20 protein-coding genes are annotated in these 15722 nt (G+C 63.2%); 16 read left to right on the plus strand and 4 right to left on the minus strand.

Annotated elements, in window-relative coordinates; all coding sequences use genetic code 11:
- The first annotated feature begins 57 nt into the window (after positions 1-57).
- The gene (locus tag M3P21_RS19455; protein ID WP_249712767.1) at positions 58-264 is read left to right on the plus strand and encodes a cold-shock protein; all 207 of its coding nucleotides are present in this window, start codon (positions 58-60) and stop codon (positions 262-264) included.
- 41 nt (positions 265-305) lie between these two features.
- Here the strand turns inward: M3P21_RS19455 and M3P21_RS19460 are convergent, their stop codons facing one another.
- Positions 306-596 (minus strand): hypothetical protein, encoded by a 291-nt coding sequence (locus M3P21_RS19460; protein ID WP_249712769.1) that lies wholly within the window; start codon positions 594-596, stop codon positions 306-308.
- A 278-nt stretch (positions 597-874) separates the two neighbouring features.
- Between M3P21_RS19460 and M3P21_RS19465 the strand changes: the two genes are divergently transcribed.
- Both M3P21_RS19465 and M3P21_RS19470 read left to right on the plus strand, forming a co-directional pair.
- The gene (locus M3P21_RS19465; protein ID WP_249712771.1) at positions 875-1081 is read left to right on the plus strand and encodes a cold-shock protein; all 207 of its coding nucleotides are present in this window, start codon (positions 875-877) and stop codon (positions 1079-1081) included.
- A gap of 141 nt (positions 1082-1222) precedes the next feature.
- Positions 1223-1597: an eCIS core domain-containing protein gene (locus tag M3P21_RS19470; protein WP_249712773.1), complete on the plus strand. Its 375-nt coding sequence runs from the start codon at positions 1223-1225 to the stop codon at positions 1595-1597.
- Positions 1598-1600: 3 nt separating this feature from the next.
- Here M3P21_RS19470 and M3P21_RS19475 read toward each other — a convergent pair whose 3' ends face one another.
- Entirely contained in the window at positions 1601-1981 is a 381-nt protein-coding gene (locus M3P21_RS19475; RefSeq protein WP_249712775.1) for an acyl-CoA thioesterase, read from the minus strand.
- A 78-nt stretch (positions 1982-2059) separates the two neighbouring features.
- On the minus strand, positions 2060-2857 hold the full coding sequence (locus M3P21_RS19480; RefSeq protein ID WP_249712777.1) for a phytanoyl-CoA dioxygenase family protein: 798 nt from the start codon (positions 2855-2857) through the stop codon (positions 2060-2062).
- 89 nt (positions 2858-2946) lie between these two features.
- On the opposite strand from M3P21_RS19480, the gene M3P21_RS19485 reads away from it, so the two are divergent.
- Positions 2947-3843, plus strand: a complete 897-nt coding sequence (locus M3P21_RS19485; RefSeq protein ID WP_249712780.1) for a LysR family transcriptional regulator — start codon at positions 2947-2949, stop codon at positions 3841-3843.
- Here M3P21_RS19485 and irrA read toward each other — a convergent pair whose 3' ends face one another.
- Positions 3844-4263, minus strand: coding sequence for an iron response transcriptional regulator IrrA (gene irrA, locus M3P21_RS19490; RefSeq protein ID WP_249712782.1), 420 nt, complete (start codon positions 4261-4263; stop codon positions 3844-3846).
- A gap of 187 nt (positions 4264-4450) precedes the next feature.
- Here irrA and fabA point away from each other — a divergent pair, with 187 nt between their 5' ends.
- From fabA to M3P21_RS19550, 12 genes are all read left to right on the plus strand, one after another.
- Positions 4451-4960, plus strand: coding sequence for a bifunctional 3-hydroxydecanoyl-ACP dehydratase/trans-2-decenoyl-ACP isomerase (gene fabA / locus M3P21_RS19495; RefSeq protein WP_249712784.1), 510 nt, complete (start codon positions 4451-4453; stop codon positions 4958-4960).
- Positions 4961-4988: 28 nt separating this feature from the next.
- Complete coding sequence (fabB, locus tag M3P21_RS19500) at positions 4989-6218, plus strand: beta-ketoacyl-ACP synthase I (protein WP_249712786.1); 1230 nt, start codon at positions 4989-4991, stop codon at positions 6216-6218.
- 6 nt (positions 6219-6224) lie between these two features.
- Entirely contained in the window at positions 6225-7016 is a 792-nt protein-coding gene (locus tag M3P21_RS19505; protein WP_249712788.1) for an enoyl-ACP reductase FabI, read from the plus strand.
- 94 nt (positions 7017-7110) lie between these two features.
- The gene (locus M3P21_RS19510) at positions 7111-7380 is read left to right on the plus strand and encodes a hypothetical protein (protein WP_249712790.1); all 270 of its coding nucleotides are present in this window, start codon (positions 7111-7113) and stop codon (positions 7378-7380) included.
- Between the two features lie 88 nt (positions 7381-7468).
- A complete protein-coding gene (locus M3P21_RS19515) occupies positions 7469-8155 on the plus strand; it encodes a haloacid dehalogenase type II (protein WP_249712792.1) in 687 nt (228 codons plus the stop codon).
- Positions 8155-8982, plus strand: coding sequence for an alpha/beta fold hydrolase (locus M3P21_RS19520; protein WP_249712794.1), 828 nt, complete (start codon positions 8155-8157; stop codon positions 8980-8982). The genes M3P21_RS19515 and M3P21_RS19520 overlap by 1 nt, the downstream gene beginning before the upstream one ends.
- Positions 8979-9956: a threonine ammonia-lyase gene (locus M3P21_RS19525; RefSeq protein ID WP_249712795.1), complete on the plus strand. Its 978-nt coding sequence runs from the start codon at positions 8979-8981 to the stop codon at positions 9954-9956. Before M3P21_RS19520 ends, M3P21_RS19525 begins: the two co-directional genes overlap by 4 nt.
- 3 nt (positions 9957-9959) lie before the next feature.
- Positions 9960-11162 (plus strand): endonuclease/exonuclease/phosphatase family protein, encoded by a 1203-nt coding sequence (locus tag M3P21_RS19530; protein WP_249712797.1) that lies wholly within the window; start codon positions 9960-9962, stop codon positions 11160-11162.
- Positions 11163-11167: 5 nt separating this feature from the next.
- Positions 11168-11962: a 3-oxoadipate enol-lactonase gene (gene pcaD, locus M3P21_RS19535; protein WP_249712804.1), complete on the plus strand. Its 795-nt coding sequence runs from the start codon at positions 11168-11170 to the stop codon at positions 11960-11962.
- The gene (locus M3P21_RS19540) at positions 11962-13164 is read left to right on the plus strand and encodes a TCR/Tet family MFS transporter (protein ID WP_249712798.1); all 1203 of its coding nucleotides are present in this window, start codon (positions 11962-11964) and stop codon (positions 13162-13164) included. Before pcaD ends, M3P21_RS19540 begins: the two co-directional genes overlap by 1 nt.
- A 77-nt stretch (positions 13165-13241) precedes the next feature.
- Positions 13242-14348: a zinc-binding dehydrogenase gene (locus tag M3P21_RS19545; RefSeq protein WP_249712800.1), complete on the plus strand. Its 1107-nt coding sequence runs from the start codon at positions 13242-13244 to the stop codon at positions 14346-14348.
- Between the two features lie 23 nt (positions 14349-14371).
- Positions 14372-15604 carry a mandelate racemase/muconate lactonizing enzyme family protein gene (locus M3P21_RS19550; protein WP_249712802.1) on the plus strand — a complete coding sequence of 411 codons (1233 nt, stop codon included), beginning with the start codon at positions 14372-14374 and terminating at the stop codon, positions 15602-15604.
- The last annotated feature ends 118 nt before the right edge of the window (positions 15605-15722 follow it).

Below are 15722 nucleotides of genomic sequence, written 5' to 3' on the forward strand. Positions count from 1 at the left end.
CTACGCCAGGTTGCCGCACTGACGCGGGCAACAGACCAAACTAAGGAGACCACGGATATGGCCAATGGCACCGTGAAATGGTTCAACACCACCAAAGGCTTCGGCTTCATCGCACCGGAAACCGGTGGCAAGGACGTTTTCGTCCACATCAGCGCTGTCGAGCGCGCAGGCCTGACCGGCCTGGCCGATAACCAGAAAGTGACCTATGACGTCGAAGCTGGCCGTGATGGCCGCGAAAGCGCGACGAACATCCAACTCGCCTGAACCGGCTGAGTAAGATTCAGGGATGGGTGGCAACACCCATCCTATACATCCGCGACAACCTCTCCCCTCATTTCTCCGGTCATGCGTGAAAAGTCTTCGGACTGCACTTTGTTGCGCACAGCGGCAATGGCGGTTTCGGCGGCATCGCGAGTGGCGGCATCCGGCCACTCGGTAATGGCGGCGCTGGTGCGCTCGCTGGTCCGCACCACGGTCACGCGGGAAGCGCCCAGGTTGCGCAGCGCGGGCAGGCGCGTTTCCGTAATTTTCTTCATCGTCTGATCATAATCGACCCCGTCGGCATTCTCCCAGGTGGTGATGGTCACATAGGTCATCTTGTCCTCCCCTTGGCTGTTGCGACGCCTCTATCCTAGCAGATTCCCGCGATTTTGTCCGCCGCGCGCGCCGGTGTCTTTGCCACGCACCGCCCCGCCCCGCGGGATTCGATCGACCGCAACACTTGCCCGATAGCCCGCCGGATGGCATATCTGGGGCGCTACGTTATTCTATCGATCACTGTCTCCGACCACCGGCGTTCAGTCTCTCGATCCAGACAACGACGCCGGGCTGCCGCACCCCGCGGGCAGCAACAATCTGATGGGAGACAACGGATATGCCCAAAGGCACCGTGAAATGGTTCAACACCACCAAAGGCTTCGGCTTCATCGCGCCCGACGATGGCGGCAATGACGTGTTCGTGCATATCTCGGCCGTCGAACGCGCCGGCCTGACCGGCCTGGCCGACAACCAGAAAGTGAATTACGAGCTGCGCGCCGGTCGCGATGGCCGCGAAAGCGCCGACGACATCACGCTAGCCTGAGATCGCGAAGACCGGGCGGCACCCCTGCCCGGTCATCCCCTGTCTTTAGCGATATGCGGGGCGCTGTGACTATTTTCACAGACCGCAGTGGTGCTGAGGGTTTAGCTCAATCGGGACAACCAGAAACCGGAGACCCGCCGAATGGCCCTCAAACCGCAAGACGTCGAAAAGATCGCCGAGCCGCTCAAGGGCAAGAAAGCGCGGCTGAAGAAATGTGATGCCCTGCCCAAGGGCACCAAGGAACTGAAACTGCCTGCGGGCGTCAAGAAGGGCATCGAAGAGGTGTTCAAGAAGGCAAAGCTGAACAAGGTGCGCCTGCATGTGGGCGGCGATTGCAAGGAAGTCTGCAAGAAGGTCAAGGCCAAGGCCTTCACCGACGGCTTCAAGATCTTTCTGGCCAAACCCGGCGACGCCAAGAACGAGAAACTGCTGGCCCATGAGCTGATCCATGTGCTCCAGCAGGGCAATGGCAAATGGCCCAAACCCAAGCCGGGCAAGGTTCTGATTTCGAAGTAAGGGTCAGCCCTCGACGGGGCGCGGCTGCCCCTCGGCATCGATTGCCACGAAGGTGAACACCGCCTCGGTCACTTTCTGCCGCGACCCCACGCGATCCCGCAGCACCCAGGCTTCGAGCCCGATCGCCATCGAGCTCCGCCCGATCCGCTGAATATGGCTGTAGACGCACAGAACGTCGCCCACCTGCACCGGCCGGATGAACTTCATCGCATCAATCGCAACCGTCGCGACACGGCCCTGGGCGCGTGCCCCGGCAGTGATTCCCGCCGCCATGTCCATCTGGCTCAGCACCCAGCCGCCAAAGATATCGCCATTGCCGTTCACATCCTTGGGCATCGCCAGGGTGCGCAGGGTCAATTCACCCGTTGGTGTGTCCTCATCCATATTCTGTACTCCGGGCGGTTGCGGTGCGGTCTTTGGTTTCCCCTGCGATATCAGGTTCCTTTTGCCGGGTCGACCGGATCAGCGTTCGAAGAGAACCGGAAACCAGTCTTCGCGCAGCCGCTCGCCCGGCCGCATGCCGTGCCCCGGGAAGGGGGGCGAGGTGCGGCCCGGACGTTCCACATAACGCGCATCATCCCCCACCAGCCGCAGCGAAAACGCGCGCCGTCGGCTGGCGCTGGTATTGCCACGTGCGCCATGCAGGGTGCGGAAATTGAAGGCGACCGCATCGCCCGGCTCCATCGCAAATTCGGCCACCGGCATCGCCTCGGCGTCGGGATCAGGCACCGGCAGATATTGCCCTTCGTCGGGGAAAAACCCCTCTTGCGCCACCCAGCGGGTCGGCAGCACCTCTTTTTCCCAAAGATGCGACCCGATCACACAGCGCAGCGTTGCATCGCGCACCGGATCGAGCGGTGCCCAGAAGCTGACCGTCTGCTGCCCCTGAACAAAGTAATACGGCCCGTCCTGATGCCAGGGCGTCGCCATCGAGGTGCCGGGTTCCTTGACCAGCACATGATCGTGAAACATCTGCACCCGGTCCGAGCCCATCAGATCAGCGGCCACGGCAGCAGCGGGCGCAGCCTCGATCACCTGCCGGAACGGATCAATCCGGGTCCAGTTGCAGTAATCGTCAAAGAACCGCCCGGTTTCACCCGCCTTCTTGTTTTCCGAGGCATAAGGCCCCGGCGCATCCATATTGGCCGCAACACCCGCGCGCAGCTGATCGACATAGCCGTCGAACAGCCCGCGGATCACCACCACGCCATCACGCTGGTAGGTGTCGATCATGTCCTGGGTAACCATCGGGGCGGTCATGGCAGTCTCCTTCTGTGTCGCGCGCGCCAATTCTGTGCATGTCCGGGCGCCCTGTTCAAATCATATCTTTCGAAGATAGTATTAACCTCATGTTATATATTTCGCTGCGCCAGTATGAATATGTCAGCGCCATCGGCCGGCATGGCAGCCTGTCGGCGGCGGCGCATCAGTTGCATGTCTCGCAACCGGCCTTGTCCAATGCACTGACGCGGGTTGAGGCGCATCTGGGCTATCCGCTGTTCACACGCAAGCGGGGGTCGGCGATGGCGCTTACACCGCAGGGGCGCAGGTTCATCGAAGACGCCGATCAGTTGCTGAACACCGCCGCCCGGCTGGAGGGGTCAACTGCACCCAGCCCCGGCGCAACCCGGATGCGGTTGGGGTGTTTCGTCGATCTGGCCCCGTTCCTGCTGGCACCGGCCCTGCACAGGCTGCGCGACGCCTTGCCGGGTGTCTCGGTGTCTTATGGCGTTGATGGGTTCGAAGCGTTGATTGCCGGTTTGACCGATGGGCAGATTGATCTGGCGATCACCTATGATCTGGGTATGGATTCTGGCTTTACCCGGCACAAGCTGTTCGACAGCAGCCCGCGCGCCATCCTGTCGCCGCAGCATCCGCTGGCGGGTGCCACACATGTTACGCTGGCCGATCTGCAGGACCACCCTCTGATCCTGTCGCGGGAAGGCCTGTCCGCGCAGCACGTTCTAGGGTTGTTCCGGCGCACCGGCCTGACACCAAGCGTCGCGCACCGGGCCGCCTCGCTGGAGCTGCAGCGCAGCCTTGCCGCGCATGGCGAAGGGATCTGCATCAGCTATGCAAGCCCGCTCCAGGATGTCAGTTATGATCAGATGCCGCTGGTCAGCCTTCCAATCCCCGATCCCGAAGCAACCGAGGCCGTGGTTCTGGCGCGGCATGGCACCGGCCCTGCCGATCCGTCCGTCGCCATCGCTGAACGTACCTTGATAACCTGTCTTGGAACCGCGTAGTTACTGCTTTTTGCGCAGCCGGATCACCACATCAACCGAGGCAATCTCGGCTCCCAAGGGCGCATCGGGCAACCGCTGGATCACCAGTTCTTCGGAAGGCGCGTCCGACAGGCGGCTTTCGTCTTCCCAGTAGAAATGCGGGTGGTCATGGGTGTTGGTGTCGAAATAGCTTTTCGACCCGTCCACCGTGATCTCCTGCAGCACGCCGGCCTCGCAGAAGGCGCGCAGCGTGTTGTAGACCGTGGCCAGCGACACCGCAGAGCCCGAAACCTTCGAGGATTCGAACAGGCTTTCGGCGGTGACATGACGGTGATTTCCGTCGCCCACCAGCAATTCGGCGAGCGCCACGCGCTGGCGCGTGGGCCGCAACCCGGCCCCGACCAGCCAGTCGGTGGCTATCTTTTGGCTATCTGGCGTCATGATCGCTTACCTGAACGTCGTTGCTATAGTATATAGGGCGCAGCGGGGTAAAAGTTCAAATGAAATTCATTCGCAAGACCTTGCGGGCCCGATTTGTGCCGTTGCGCTCCTCTTGCAGGAGGGCGCGCGCCGGTGTTAGACGGGTCCAGATAATACGCATGAGACCATTTGCAGGAGACGCCGCGGCATGGCCCAATACCCGAGCAGCTTTGACAAAGACGAACTGCTGAAATGCGCCCGCGGCGAATTGTTCGGCCCCGGCAATGCGCAATTGCCCGAGCCGCCGATGCTGATGATGGACCGGATCACCGACGTGTCCGCCGATGGTGGAGAGTTCGGCAAGGGCCATGTGGTCGCCGAGTTCGACATCAAGCCCGATCTTTGGTTCTTTACCTGCCATTTCCCCGGCAACCCGATCATGCCCGGTTGTCTGGGCCTTGACGGTCTGTGGCAGCTGACCGGCTTCAACCTGGGCTGGCGCGGCATGCTTGGCCGCGGCATGGCGATGGGCGTGGGCGAGGTCAAGCTCAAGGGCATGGTCAAGCCCGACCGCAAGATGCTGACCTATTATGTCGACTTCACACGGGTCATCGACCGCAAGCTCAAGCTGGGCGTGGCCAATGGCCGCGTGCTGGCGGATGGAGAAGAGATTTATCTCGTGAAGGACATGAAAGTGGGCTTGGCCACCGACAGCTAACCCCCGCCAGTTTTCAAGGAGAACGCTCATGCGTCGCGTCGTCGTCACCGGTCTGGGGATCGTCTCATCGATCGGCAATAATGTGGACGAGGTCCTGACCTCGCTCAAGGAAGGTCGATCCGGCATCACTGCCAGCGCCGAAATGGCGGAACACGGGTTCCGCAGCCAGATCGCGGGTGCGCTGGATATCGACGTCAAGGAACATGTCGACAAGCGGGCCCTGCGCTTTATGGGGCCCGGTGCGGCCTATGCCCATATCGCCATGGGTCAGGCCATCGCCGATGCCGGGCTTGAGGAAAGCGATGTCGTGAACCCGCGCACCGGTCTGGTCGCGGGCTCGGGCGGCCCGTCGACCAGCGCCATGTTGTCCGCGCATCAGACCGTGCTGAAAACCGGTGCCACCAAGCGGATCGGGCCTTTTGCAGTGCCCAAATGCATGTGCTCGACCATCAGCGCGAACCTCAGCACCGCCTACAAGATCAAGGGCATCAACTATTCGATCACCTCGGCCTGCTCGACCTCGCTGCATTGTATCGGCAACGCCGCCGAGCAGATCATGCTGGGCAAGCAGGATGTGATGTTCGCAGGCGGTGGCGAAGAACTGGACTGGACACTGTCCTGCCTGTTTGACGCGATGGGCGCGATGTCGTCGAAATACAATGACACGCCCGACAAGGCCTCGCGCGCGTTTGACGCCAATCGCGACGGGTTCGTGATCTCGGGCGGCGGCGGCATCGTTGTGCTGGAAGAGCTGGAGCACGCCAAGGCGCGCGGCGCCAAGATCTATGCCGAGGTCACCGGCTATGCCGCCACCTCGGATGGTCATGACATGGTTGCCCCGTCGGGCGAAGGCGGTGCGCGCGCGATGGAACTGGCGCTGTCGACCCTGCCCGAGGGTCGCGAGGTGGGCTATATCAACGCCCATGGTACCTCGACGCCGGTTGGCGACGTGGGCGAGGTCGAGGCGGTACGCCGCGTCTTTGCCGACCGCAAGCAGCCGCCGATCAGCTCGACCAAATCGCTCACCGGCCACGCGCAGGGCGCTGCCGGCGCGCTTGAGGCGATCTTTTCGCTGCTGATGCTGGAGCATGACTTCATCGCCGGTTCGATCAATGTCGAGACGCTGGACCCGGAACTGAAGCCCGAGGAAATCGCCACCCAGACCGTGCTGAATGCCGGGCTGGACAGCGTGATGACCAACAGCTTCGGCTTTGGCGGAACCAATGGGTCGATGATCCTGTCGAAATACAACGGGTAACAGAACATGTCGCAAGTATTGCAGGGAAAACGGGGCCTCGTCATGGGCGTGGCAAATGACCGATCCATCGCTTGGGGCATCTCGAAGGCGATGCACGAGGCGGGCGCCGAACTGGCCTTTACCTATCAGGGTGAAGCCTTTGGCAAACGGCTGGAACCGCTGGCGCAGAGCGTCGGATCGGATTTCATGGTCGATGTGGATGTGACCGACGATGCCTCGCTGGATGCCGCGTTCGAGCAGCTGTCGGCGCGCTGGCCGACGATAGACTTTCTGGTCCATGCCATCGCCTATTCGGACAAATCCGAACTGACCGGGCGGTTTCTGGACACCACGCGGGCGAACTTCAAGAACTCGATGGACATCTCGGCCTATTCGCTGATCGAAGTGTCGCGCCGGGCCTATCCGATGATGAAGGAGAATGGCGGCACCATCCTGACGCTGACCTATCAGGGCTCGAACCGGGTCGTGCCCAATTACAACGTGATGGGTGTGGCCAAGGCGGCGCTGGAATCGGCGACGCGCTATCTGGCCAATGACCTTGGCCCCGATGGCATCCGCGTCAACGCCATCTCGCCCGGGCCGATGAAGACACTGGCCGGGGCGGCCATCGGCGGCGCGCGCAAGACATTGAAGTTCTGCGACCAGAACGCACCGATGCGCAGCAATGCCACGCTTGAGGCGGTGGGCGGCACGGCGGTTTACCTGACCTCGGATGCGGGCGCCTGCACCACGGGTGAGATCATCCGCGTCGATGGCGGATTCCACGTGCTGGGCATGCCACAGCCGGAAGCGATGTAGCGATCGTTTCCACTGACTCAACAAAGAGACAAAAACCACGGCATCGTCATTGCGATGCCGTTTTTTTGTCGCAAGTGTAAATCAGCCTGAGTCCATGACCGCACTCGATTTCACAAAACCCGCGCCCTCACACGCGCCCTCGCTGCTGAGCAGGCTTCTGCGCAGCATCCGCCTTGCCATTGTTGGCACCGGCGGGGCGGTGGCACTGATCCTCGTCTTCTCTGCGGTGCAGTCCGATACCTCGCAAATCGGGCAGTATCCGGCCTCGGTCCAACCGGTGGGGGGCGGCGAGCACAGCTCGCGGCTGGCTGTGGTGATCGACATGACCGGCGGCTTCCTTGGGTATGGTGGTGGCCCCGACTGAGGGTTTACCCGGTCTTCCCAACGCGCAAGACGCATCTTTCACCCGTTGACATCCTATGCCAGTGTGCCCCCGGACGGGAGGCAGCATCATGGCGATCACAACCTGCGTTTTCGACGCCTACGGAACCCTGTTCGACGTAAGTGCTGCCGCGCGACAGGCCGCGGCAGAGCCCGATTTCCCCGCGCTGGCCGAGACATGGGCCGAACTGGCCAATCACTGGCGCCTGAAACAGCTGCAATATACCTGGCTGCGCGCCATCACCGGCGCCCACACAGATTTCTGGACCGTCACGCAGCAGGGCCTCGACTGGGCGCTTGAGGCCTGCGGGCTGGACGGAAACCCTGCCCTGCGCCAGCGTCTGCTGGATCTCTATTGGGAATTGCAGGCCTATCCGGAAGTGCCGCAGATGCTGGCCGCGTTGAAATCCGCCGGGCTGAACACCGCCATCCTGTCGAACGGCTCGCCGGAAATGCTGGACGGGGCGGTGCAATCGGCCGGGATCGGTGATGTACTGGATGATGTGCTATCGGTGGAAAGCGTCGGTGTCTTCAAACCCGACGCCAGGGTCTATGACCTCGTGCAGACCCGGTTCGACACCCCCCGTGACGCGGTGCTGTTCGTCAGTTCCAACGGCTGGGACGCCGCCGGGGCCAGCGGGTACGGCTTTGTCACCGCCTGGGTGAACCGCGCGAGCGAGCCGGTCGACCGCCTGCCCTGGCGCCCGGCGCACATCCTGTCCGACCTGACCTCCATCCCTGAACTGGCGAGGCCCTGATGCCATCTTTCACCACCACCGACGGGCTGCACCTGCAGTTCAGTGATGAGGGCGCGGGCGTGCCGCTGCTCTGCCTGCCCGGCCTGACCCGCAATGGCGAGGATTTCAATTTCGTCAAACCGCATCTGGGCCATCTGCGCCTGCTGACGCTGGATTTTCGCGGCCGGGGCAGCTCGGACCACGATCCCGACCATGCGAACTATAATATCGGCCGCGAGGCGCAGGATGTGATCGAACTGCTCGACCATCTGGGCCTGGACAAGGTGGCGCTGCTGGGCACGTCGCGCGGTGGTCTGGTGTCGATGGTGCTGGCGGCAACCCATCCCGACCGTCTGGCGGCTGTCATCCTGAACGATATCGGCCCCGAGGTTGCCCCCGCCGGGCTGGAGCGGATCATGGGCTATGTCGGCATGGCACCCAACTCCAAGACGCTGGATCAGGCGGCGGTGGGGCTCAAGAAATTCATGGACCCCGAGTTTCCCGGCGTCCCGCTGGCACGCTGGCGGGCGCAGGCAGAATTCCAGTTCGCCCAGACCGGTGCGGGGCTGACCCTGCGCTATGACGCCAAGCTGCGCGATGCGATGCTGGAACAGGCGCAGGCCGGGCCGCCGCCCGACCTCTGGCCGCTGTTCGAGGCGCTGAAACCGATCCCGACCGGTGTGATACGCGGCGCAAACTCTGACCTCTTTACCCCCGAAACACTGACAAAGATGCAGGAGGTCCATCCGGGGCTTGTCTCAGGTGAAGTGCCTGATCGCGGCCATGTGCCGTTTCTGGACGAACCCGAGGCGCTTGATGTCATTCATCAGGTGGTGGGGCAAATATGACCGATCTCAGCCTCATCGAAGCCGCCGCAGAGCGCCTCAAGGGTCATGCCCGCGAAACGCCTCTGCTATCCTCGCCGTTTCTGGACAAGCTTGCCGGGCGGCGGGTTCTGATCAAGCCGGAATGCCTGCAGCATACCGGTAGTTTCAAGTTTCGCGGCGCATGGTCGGCAATCTCGGCGCTTGACGCAGAGACCCGCGCGCGTGGCGTGATCGCCTTTTCCTCGGGCAACCATGCGCAGGGCGTGGCCCATGCCGCAGCGCTGCACGGCGTGCCCGCGACCATCATCATGCCGTCTGATGCGCCGCGCATGAAGATCGACAACACCCGCGCTCTGGGCGGCGAGGTTGTGCTCTATGATCGCGAGCGTGAAAGCCGCGAAGAGATCGGCGCAGAGCTGGCCGAAACGCGCGGCCTGACCCTGATCAAACCCTATGACGAACCGCAGGTGATTGCCGGGCAAGGCACAACCGGGCTGGAGATTGCGCGGCAGGCGCGGGACGCAGGTGTGAGCGAAGCCGACGTGCTGATTTGCTGCGGCGGCGGCGGGCTGACCTCGGGCATCGCGCTGGCGCTGGAGGGACATGCCCCGGGGCTGCGCGCCCGGACCTGCGAGCCGGAAGGGTTCGACGACATGCGCCGCTCGCTCGCCTCGGGCCAGCGCGAACGCAACCCGCGCGAGGGTGGCAATATCTGCGACGCGATCCTGACGCCAGAACCCGGAGAGATCACCTTTCCGATTATCAAACGCCTCTGCGGGCCGGGGCTTGCCGTGTCCGAAGACGAGGCGCTGCACGCGATGGCGCTGGCCTTTGCGCGGCTAAAACTGGTGCTGGAGCCGGGTGGTGCTGTGGCGCTGGCTGCCGCGCTCTTGCGCCGGGGCGAGATTGCTGGCGAGGCGGTGATCGTTGTCGCCTCGGGCGGCAATGTGGATGCCACGCAGTTCCGCCACGCCCTTGAACGCTATGCGGAGTAGATCATGACCCGGTTCACCATCGCCTCTTTCAACGTCAAGAACCTGATCGGCGCGGATCAGGAATATTACCGGTTCCAGCGCTATACCGAAGAGGAATACGCCTGGAAAAAGGACTGGCTGGCCGACCAACTGCTGACCATGGATGCCGATATCGTCGGCTTTCAGGAAATCTTCGATGACGAGACGCTGCGGGATGTGATCGACGAGGCCGACAAGCGTGGCGCGGCCGCCAATGAGGCGACCATCCCCGATAGTTCGAAACGTTATCACCGCAAGGCGATCTTTCGGAAACTGGCCTTTGGCGGTTATGAGCAGGCGGTGCTGGCCTTTGCACCCAATGTCAACGATGACGCACCCGGCGCGCGGCGGCCCGGTCTGGCGCTGCTGTCGCGCCATGGCTTTGCCGAAGAGCCCGAGGTGATCCAACTGCTGGAGGAACCGCTGGATATCCCGATGGCGGCACTGGGCGGCGGTGATGCAGGCCATTTCCGGCTGGAGAAGCTGTCGCGCCCGATCCTCAAGGTACGCATTCCGGTGGGCGGCACGGTGATCACGGTGTTCAACTGCCACCTGAAATCCAAACTGGGCGAGTTCCCCCGACCCGAAGGCGCGGAGTTTGCGCCCGAGGCGGTGCTGACCTCTTACGATCCGGTGGGCCGCGCCATGGGGTCGCTGCGGGCGGCGCTTCGGCGGATGGCCGAGGCCTGGGTATTGCGGCGCGAGATCGTCGCCGAGCTGGATCAGGGCCACCCGGTGATGGTGCTGGGCGATTTCAACGACGGTGAACATGCGGTCAGCTCCGAGATCATCGCCGGAGAGGTGCCGTTCAAGAACTATTCCTGGATGTTGCGCCATGACGCCAAACAGCCCAATGACCGCTACAGCAAGACAGAAAATCAGGAGATCACCGAAGCAGTCGACCGGGTGCGCCTGCGTTCTGCGGAAAAGATGTTCATCCGCAAATCCCTGCGCGACATGGTCTATACCTCGGCCTTTGGCGGCGTTTACGAAAGCATCGACCAGATCTTCATGTCGCGCCATTTCGACAACGCCTATGGCAAGGCGATCGGCGAGATGGAGTATTTCAGCGTCTTCAACGACCACCTGACCGATGGCAGCCACCCGGAAGCGCCCTATAACAAGCTGGCCTCGGATCACGGGCAGATCATGGCGCATGTCCGGCTGGGCAGCGAGCGCGGGGCGTGAGCCGGATGCGGATGGCCGATCTGGGTGAGGTGCAGCTGCATTACCGCGTCGACGGCGACCCGGACGGCGCGCCGGTGGTCTTCGCCAATTCGCTGGGCACCGATCTGCGGCTCTGGGACTCGCTGCTGCCTCATCTGCCCGGCGGTCTGAAGATCATCCGTTACGATAAGCGGGGGCATGGCCTGTCTTCGGTTCCGGACGGTCCTTATGCGATGGGCGCGCTGGTGCGCGATGCCGAGCGCTTGCTGGATCATCTCAGCGTGCGTGATTGCGTGTTCGTGGGCCTCTCCATCGGGGGGATGATCGCACAGGGGCTGGCGGTGAAGCGGCTGGATCTGGTGCGCGGGATGGTTCTGTCGAACACAGCGGCCAAGATCGGCACGCCCGCCCTGTGGGACGACCGGATCGCAATGGCGCGCGCAGGTGGGATCGAAGCGTTGGCCGATGCCACGATGGAGCGTTGGTTCTCGCGCACCTTCCGCGCCACATCTGAACTTGCGCTCTGGCGCAACATGCTGACCCGGCAACCGCTGGAGGGGTTTCTGGGTTGCTCTGCAGCGATCTCGGGCACCGATTTCTATACGCCGACCAGCGGGCTACGCCTGCCCACGCTGGGCATTGCCGGGTCCGAGGATGGCTCTACCCCGCCCGATCTGGTCCGCGAAACCGTCGAGCTGGTGCCGGGGTCAGACTTCAAACTGATCCGCCGCGCGGGCCACCTGCCCTGCGTCGAACGGCCCGATGACTATGCGGCCCTTCTGACAGCCTTTCTGGCACAAATCGGGCATCTGGCCCGCTGATGCGCCTGCCGCTTGTGTTCATCCTGACCACGGTGGTCATCGACGCGATGGGAATCGGGCTGATCTTTCCGATCATGCCGACGCTGATACTCGAGGTCGAAGGCGGCACGCTGGCGGATGCCGCGCTCTGGGGGGGTGTCCTCAGCAGTGCGTTTGCGGTGATGCAGTTCCTGTTCGGCCCGGTGCTGGGCAATCTGTCTGATGCCTATGGCCGCCGACCGGTGCTGCTGGTGTCACTGTTCGTGATGGCGCTGGACTATCTGGTGATGGCGGTGGCGGGCTCGATCTGGCTCTTGCTGATCGGGCGCATCGTCGGCGGCATCACCGCCGCTACCCATGCCACGGCGGCGGCCTTCATCGCCGATCAGTCGAAACCCGAAGAGAAAGCCACCAATTTCGGCCTGCTCAGCGCCGCATTTGGCGCCGGATTCGTGCTTGGCCCGATGATCGGCGGGCTGCTGGCCGAGATGGGCACCCGCGCGCCGTTTTATGCTGCTGCTTTGTTGGCCGGGTTGAACTTTGCGCTGGGCTGGATCGTGATGCCCGAAACCGTGACCGACGCCACCCGCCGCGCCTTCACCTGGCGGCGCGCCAACCCGCTGGGGGCGTTCCAGGCAATGATGCGGATCCCCGGCGTAACTGCGCTGCTGTGGGTCTATCTGCTCTTTTCCATCGCGACCTATGTCTACCCGGCGATCTGGGCTTATTTCACGTTGGCGCGCTTCGGCTGGTCGCCGCAGATGATCGGGTTGTCGCTGGGTGTCTATGGCGCAGCGCTGGTGCTGGTTCAGGGCGGATTGCTGCGCTACATCACCCGCTGGTTCGGTGAGCGGCGCACCGTTATTCTTGGCCACCTGTTCGAGTTCGCCGGTTTTGGTGCGCTGGCCTTTGTCACCAGTGGTTTGGTCGCCCTGCTTTTCACGCCGATCGCAGCCCTGGGCGCGGTGGTCACACCAACGCTGCAGGCGATGATGTCCAAACGCGTGGCCGACAATCAGCAAGGAGAGTTGCAGGGCGTTATGACGGCGGTCCAGGCCCTGTCGACGATTTTGTCACCACTGATGATGACCAGTGTTTTCGCCGCCTTCACCCGCGAGGGCGCGCCGGTTTTCCTGCCGGGTGCGCCCTTTCTGCTGGCACTGGGGCTGATGGCAATCGGGTTGGTGGTTTTTATGCGCGTTCCCAAGCGAGATGTTTGGTAGCGACCTCGTTTTGCCGGTTTCTGCCTTGCGATGGGCGAAACATCGGTCCACCGTTGACCCGAAACAGGGAGAGTTTCATGGCAACAATCAAGGCTGCGGTCTGCCGCGCATTCGGGGAACCGCTGATCATCGAAGAGGTGACCCTGGCCGCGCCCGGTCTGGGCGAGGTCGAGGTGACGCTGGATGCGGTGGCGATCTGTCATTCCGACATCACATTCGCCGAGGGGGCGTGGGGCGGCAACCTGCCCGCCGTCTATGGCCACGAGGCCGCCGGTGTCATCACTGCGATGGGCGACGCCTGTGGCGATTTCCAACTGGGCGACACGGTGGTGGTCACCCTGATCCGGGCCTGCGGTGACTGCCCCAGTTGCGCCGGCGGCACACCCACGCTCTGCGAGACGCCCCATGACACGATGGGTGGGCCGCTGTCGGATGCGAATGGCGCGCCGGTGGATCAGGCGATGGCCTGCGGGGCTTTTGCGGAAAAGGTCGTGGTCAGCCACCGCCAGATCGTGAAAATCCCTGCCGAGATGGCGCGCGATGCGGCCTGCCTGCTGTCCTGCGGGGTCATCACCGGCGTGGGCGCGGCGGTCAACGCCGCCGGGCTGCGCGCCGGGCAGGACGTGGTGGTGATCGGGGCGGGCGGCGTTGGACTCAACGCCATTCAGGGCGCGCGCATTGCGGGCGCTCGCCGGATCGTGGCCGTCGACATGAGCGAGGAAAAGCTGCAGATCGCCAGGGATTTCGGGGCCACGCATGGTGTTCTGGGCACAGAAAAGTCGCCTTGGAAAGCGGCCCACGAGGCGCTGGGCGGGCGCGGCGCCGATGCGGTACTGGTCACTGTCGGTGCCATTCCGGCCTATGAGCAGGCGCCGCGCTATCTGGGTCGCGGCGGGCGCATTGTGATGATCGGCATGCCGCATTCCGGTGCCAAGGCAAGCTACGAGCCGGTGATCCTCGCCGCAATCGGGCAAGGCATGATCGGGTCGAAAATGGGCGATGTGGTGATCCAGCGGGACATTCCGTGGATGATCGACCTCTACCAACAAGGGCGGCTGAAACTGGATGAACTGGTCTCGGGCCGCTGGCGGCTGGATCAGATCAACGAAGCCATCGCTGACACCAAGACCGGCAGCGCCAAGCGTAACGTGATCCTGTTTGATCGGAACGGGGCAGCGGGCTGATCCCGAAGGGCGGAGGTAGAGTGATGAAACTGCAGGACCTCGACGTAATCGTCACCGCGCCGCCCGCACCCGGTTGGGGCGGGCGGTATTGGATATTGGTCAAGCTGACCACCGATGCCGGGATCACCGGCTGGGGCGAATGCTACGCCTCCTCCATCGGACCAGAGGCGATGACCCATGTGATCCGCGATGTGTTCGAGCGGCATATGCAGGGCGAAAACCCCGAAAACATCGAGCTGATGTTCCGCCGCACCTATTCCAGCGGTTTTACCCAACGGCCCGATCTGACGGTGATCGGTGCGTTTTCAGGGCTGGAGATCGCGTGCTGGGACATCCTCGGCAAAGACCGCGACCGCCCGGTCCATGCGCTGCTGGGGGGGCGGATGAATGACCGCCTGCGCGCCTATACCTATCTTTATCCCCTGCCCCACCACCCGCTGGACAGCTTCTGGACTTCGCCGCAGATGGCGGCGGAAACTGCCGCCGAGATGGTGCGGCAGGGCTATACAGCAGTGAAATTCGACCCCGCCGGGCCTTATACGATCCGGGGTGGTCACATGCCCGCGATGCGTGACATCACCCAGTCAGTGGCATTCTGCGAGGCAATCCGCGATGCGGTCGGCGACCGGGCCGATCTGCTTTTCGGCACCCATGGCCAGTTCTCGACCGCAGGTGCGATCCGGCTGGCCAAGGCTATCGAGCCGTATAACCCGCTCTGGTTTGAGGAACCGATCCCGCCCGACAATATCGACGAAATGGCCAAGGTGGCGCGCGCCACCTCGATCCCTGTCGCCACCGGCGAGCGGCTTTGCACCAAGGCCGAGTTCGCGCCGGTGCTGCAGTCGGGCGCGGCCACGATCCTGCAACCGGCACTGGGCCGCGCGGGCGGCATCTGGGAGATGAAGAAGGTCTCGGCCCTGGCCGAGGTCCATAACGCCCAGATGGCGCCGCATCTTTATGCCGGACCGGTGGAATGGGCCGCCAATATCCAGCTTGCCGCCTCGATCCCCAACCTGCTGATGATCGAGACCATTGATACACCGTTCCATTCCGATCTGATCAAGAGCTCGCTGAAGGTCGAAAACGGCTTCGTGACCCCGCCCGACACACCGGGCCTCGGCATCGAGGTTGACGAGGCGCTGGCCCGCGCGCATCCCTATGACGGCGCGGGGTTGCATCTGCAGATGCAGGAGGTGCCCTGCGACTATACCGGCGCAAACGCGTTCATGGGCGGGGCGCCACCCAAGGCGGGGTGACTTTGTCACAGGCGTGGAAGTATGGGGTATCTTGCCTTGCAGTTTTGGGGCCAAACATTTGACAGCAACACTGCTGCAAGACGGGCGAGCAACGAGTCGCAAGTGTCCACTATGCGGG

Source organism: Ruegeria spongiae, from assembly GCF_023502395.1.
In the GTDB taxonomy this organism is placed as follows: Bacteria; Pseudomonadota; Alphaproteobacteria; order Rhodobacterales; family Rhodobacteraceae; genus Ruegeria_C; species Ruegeria_C spongiae.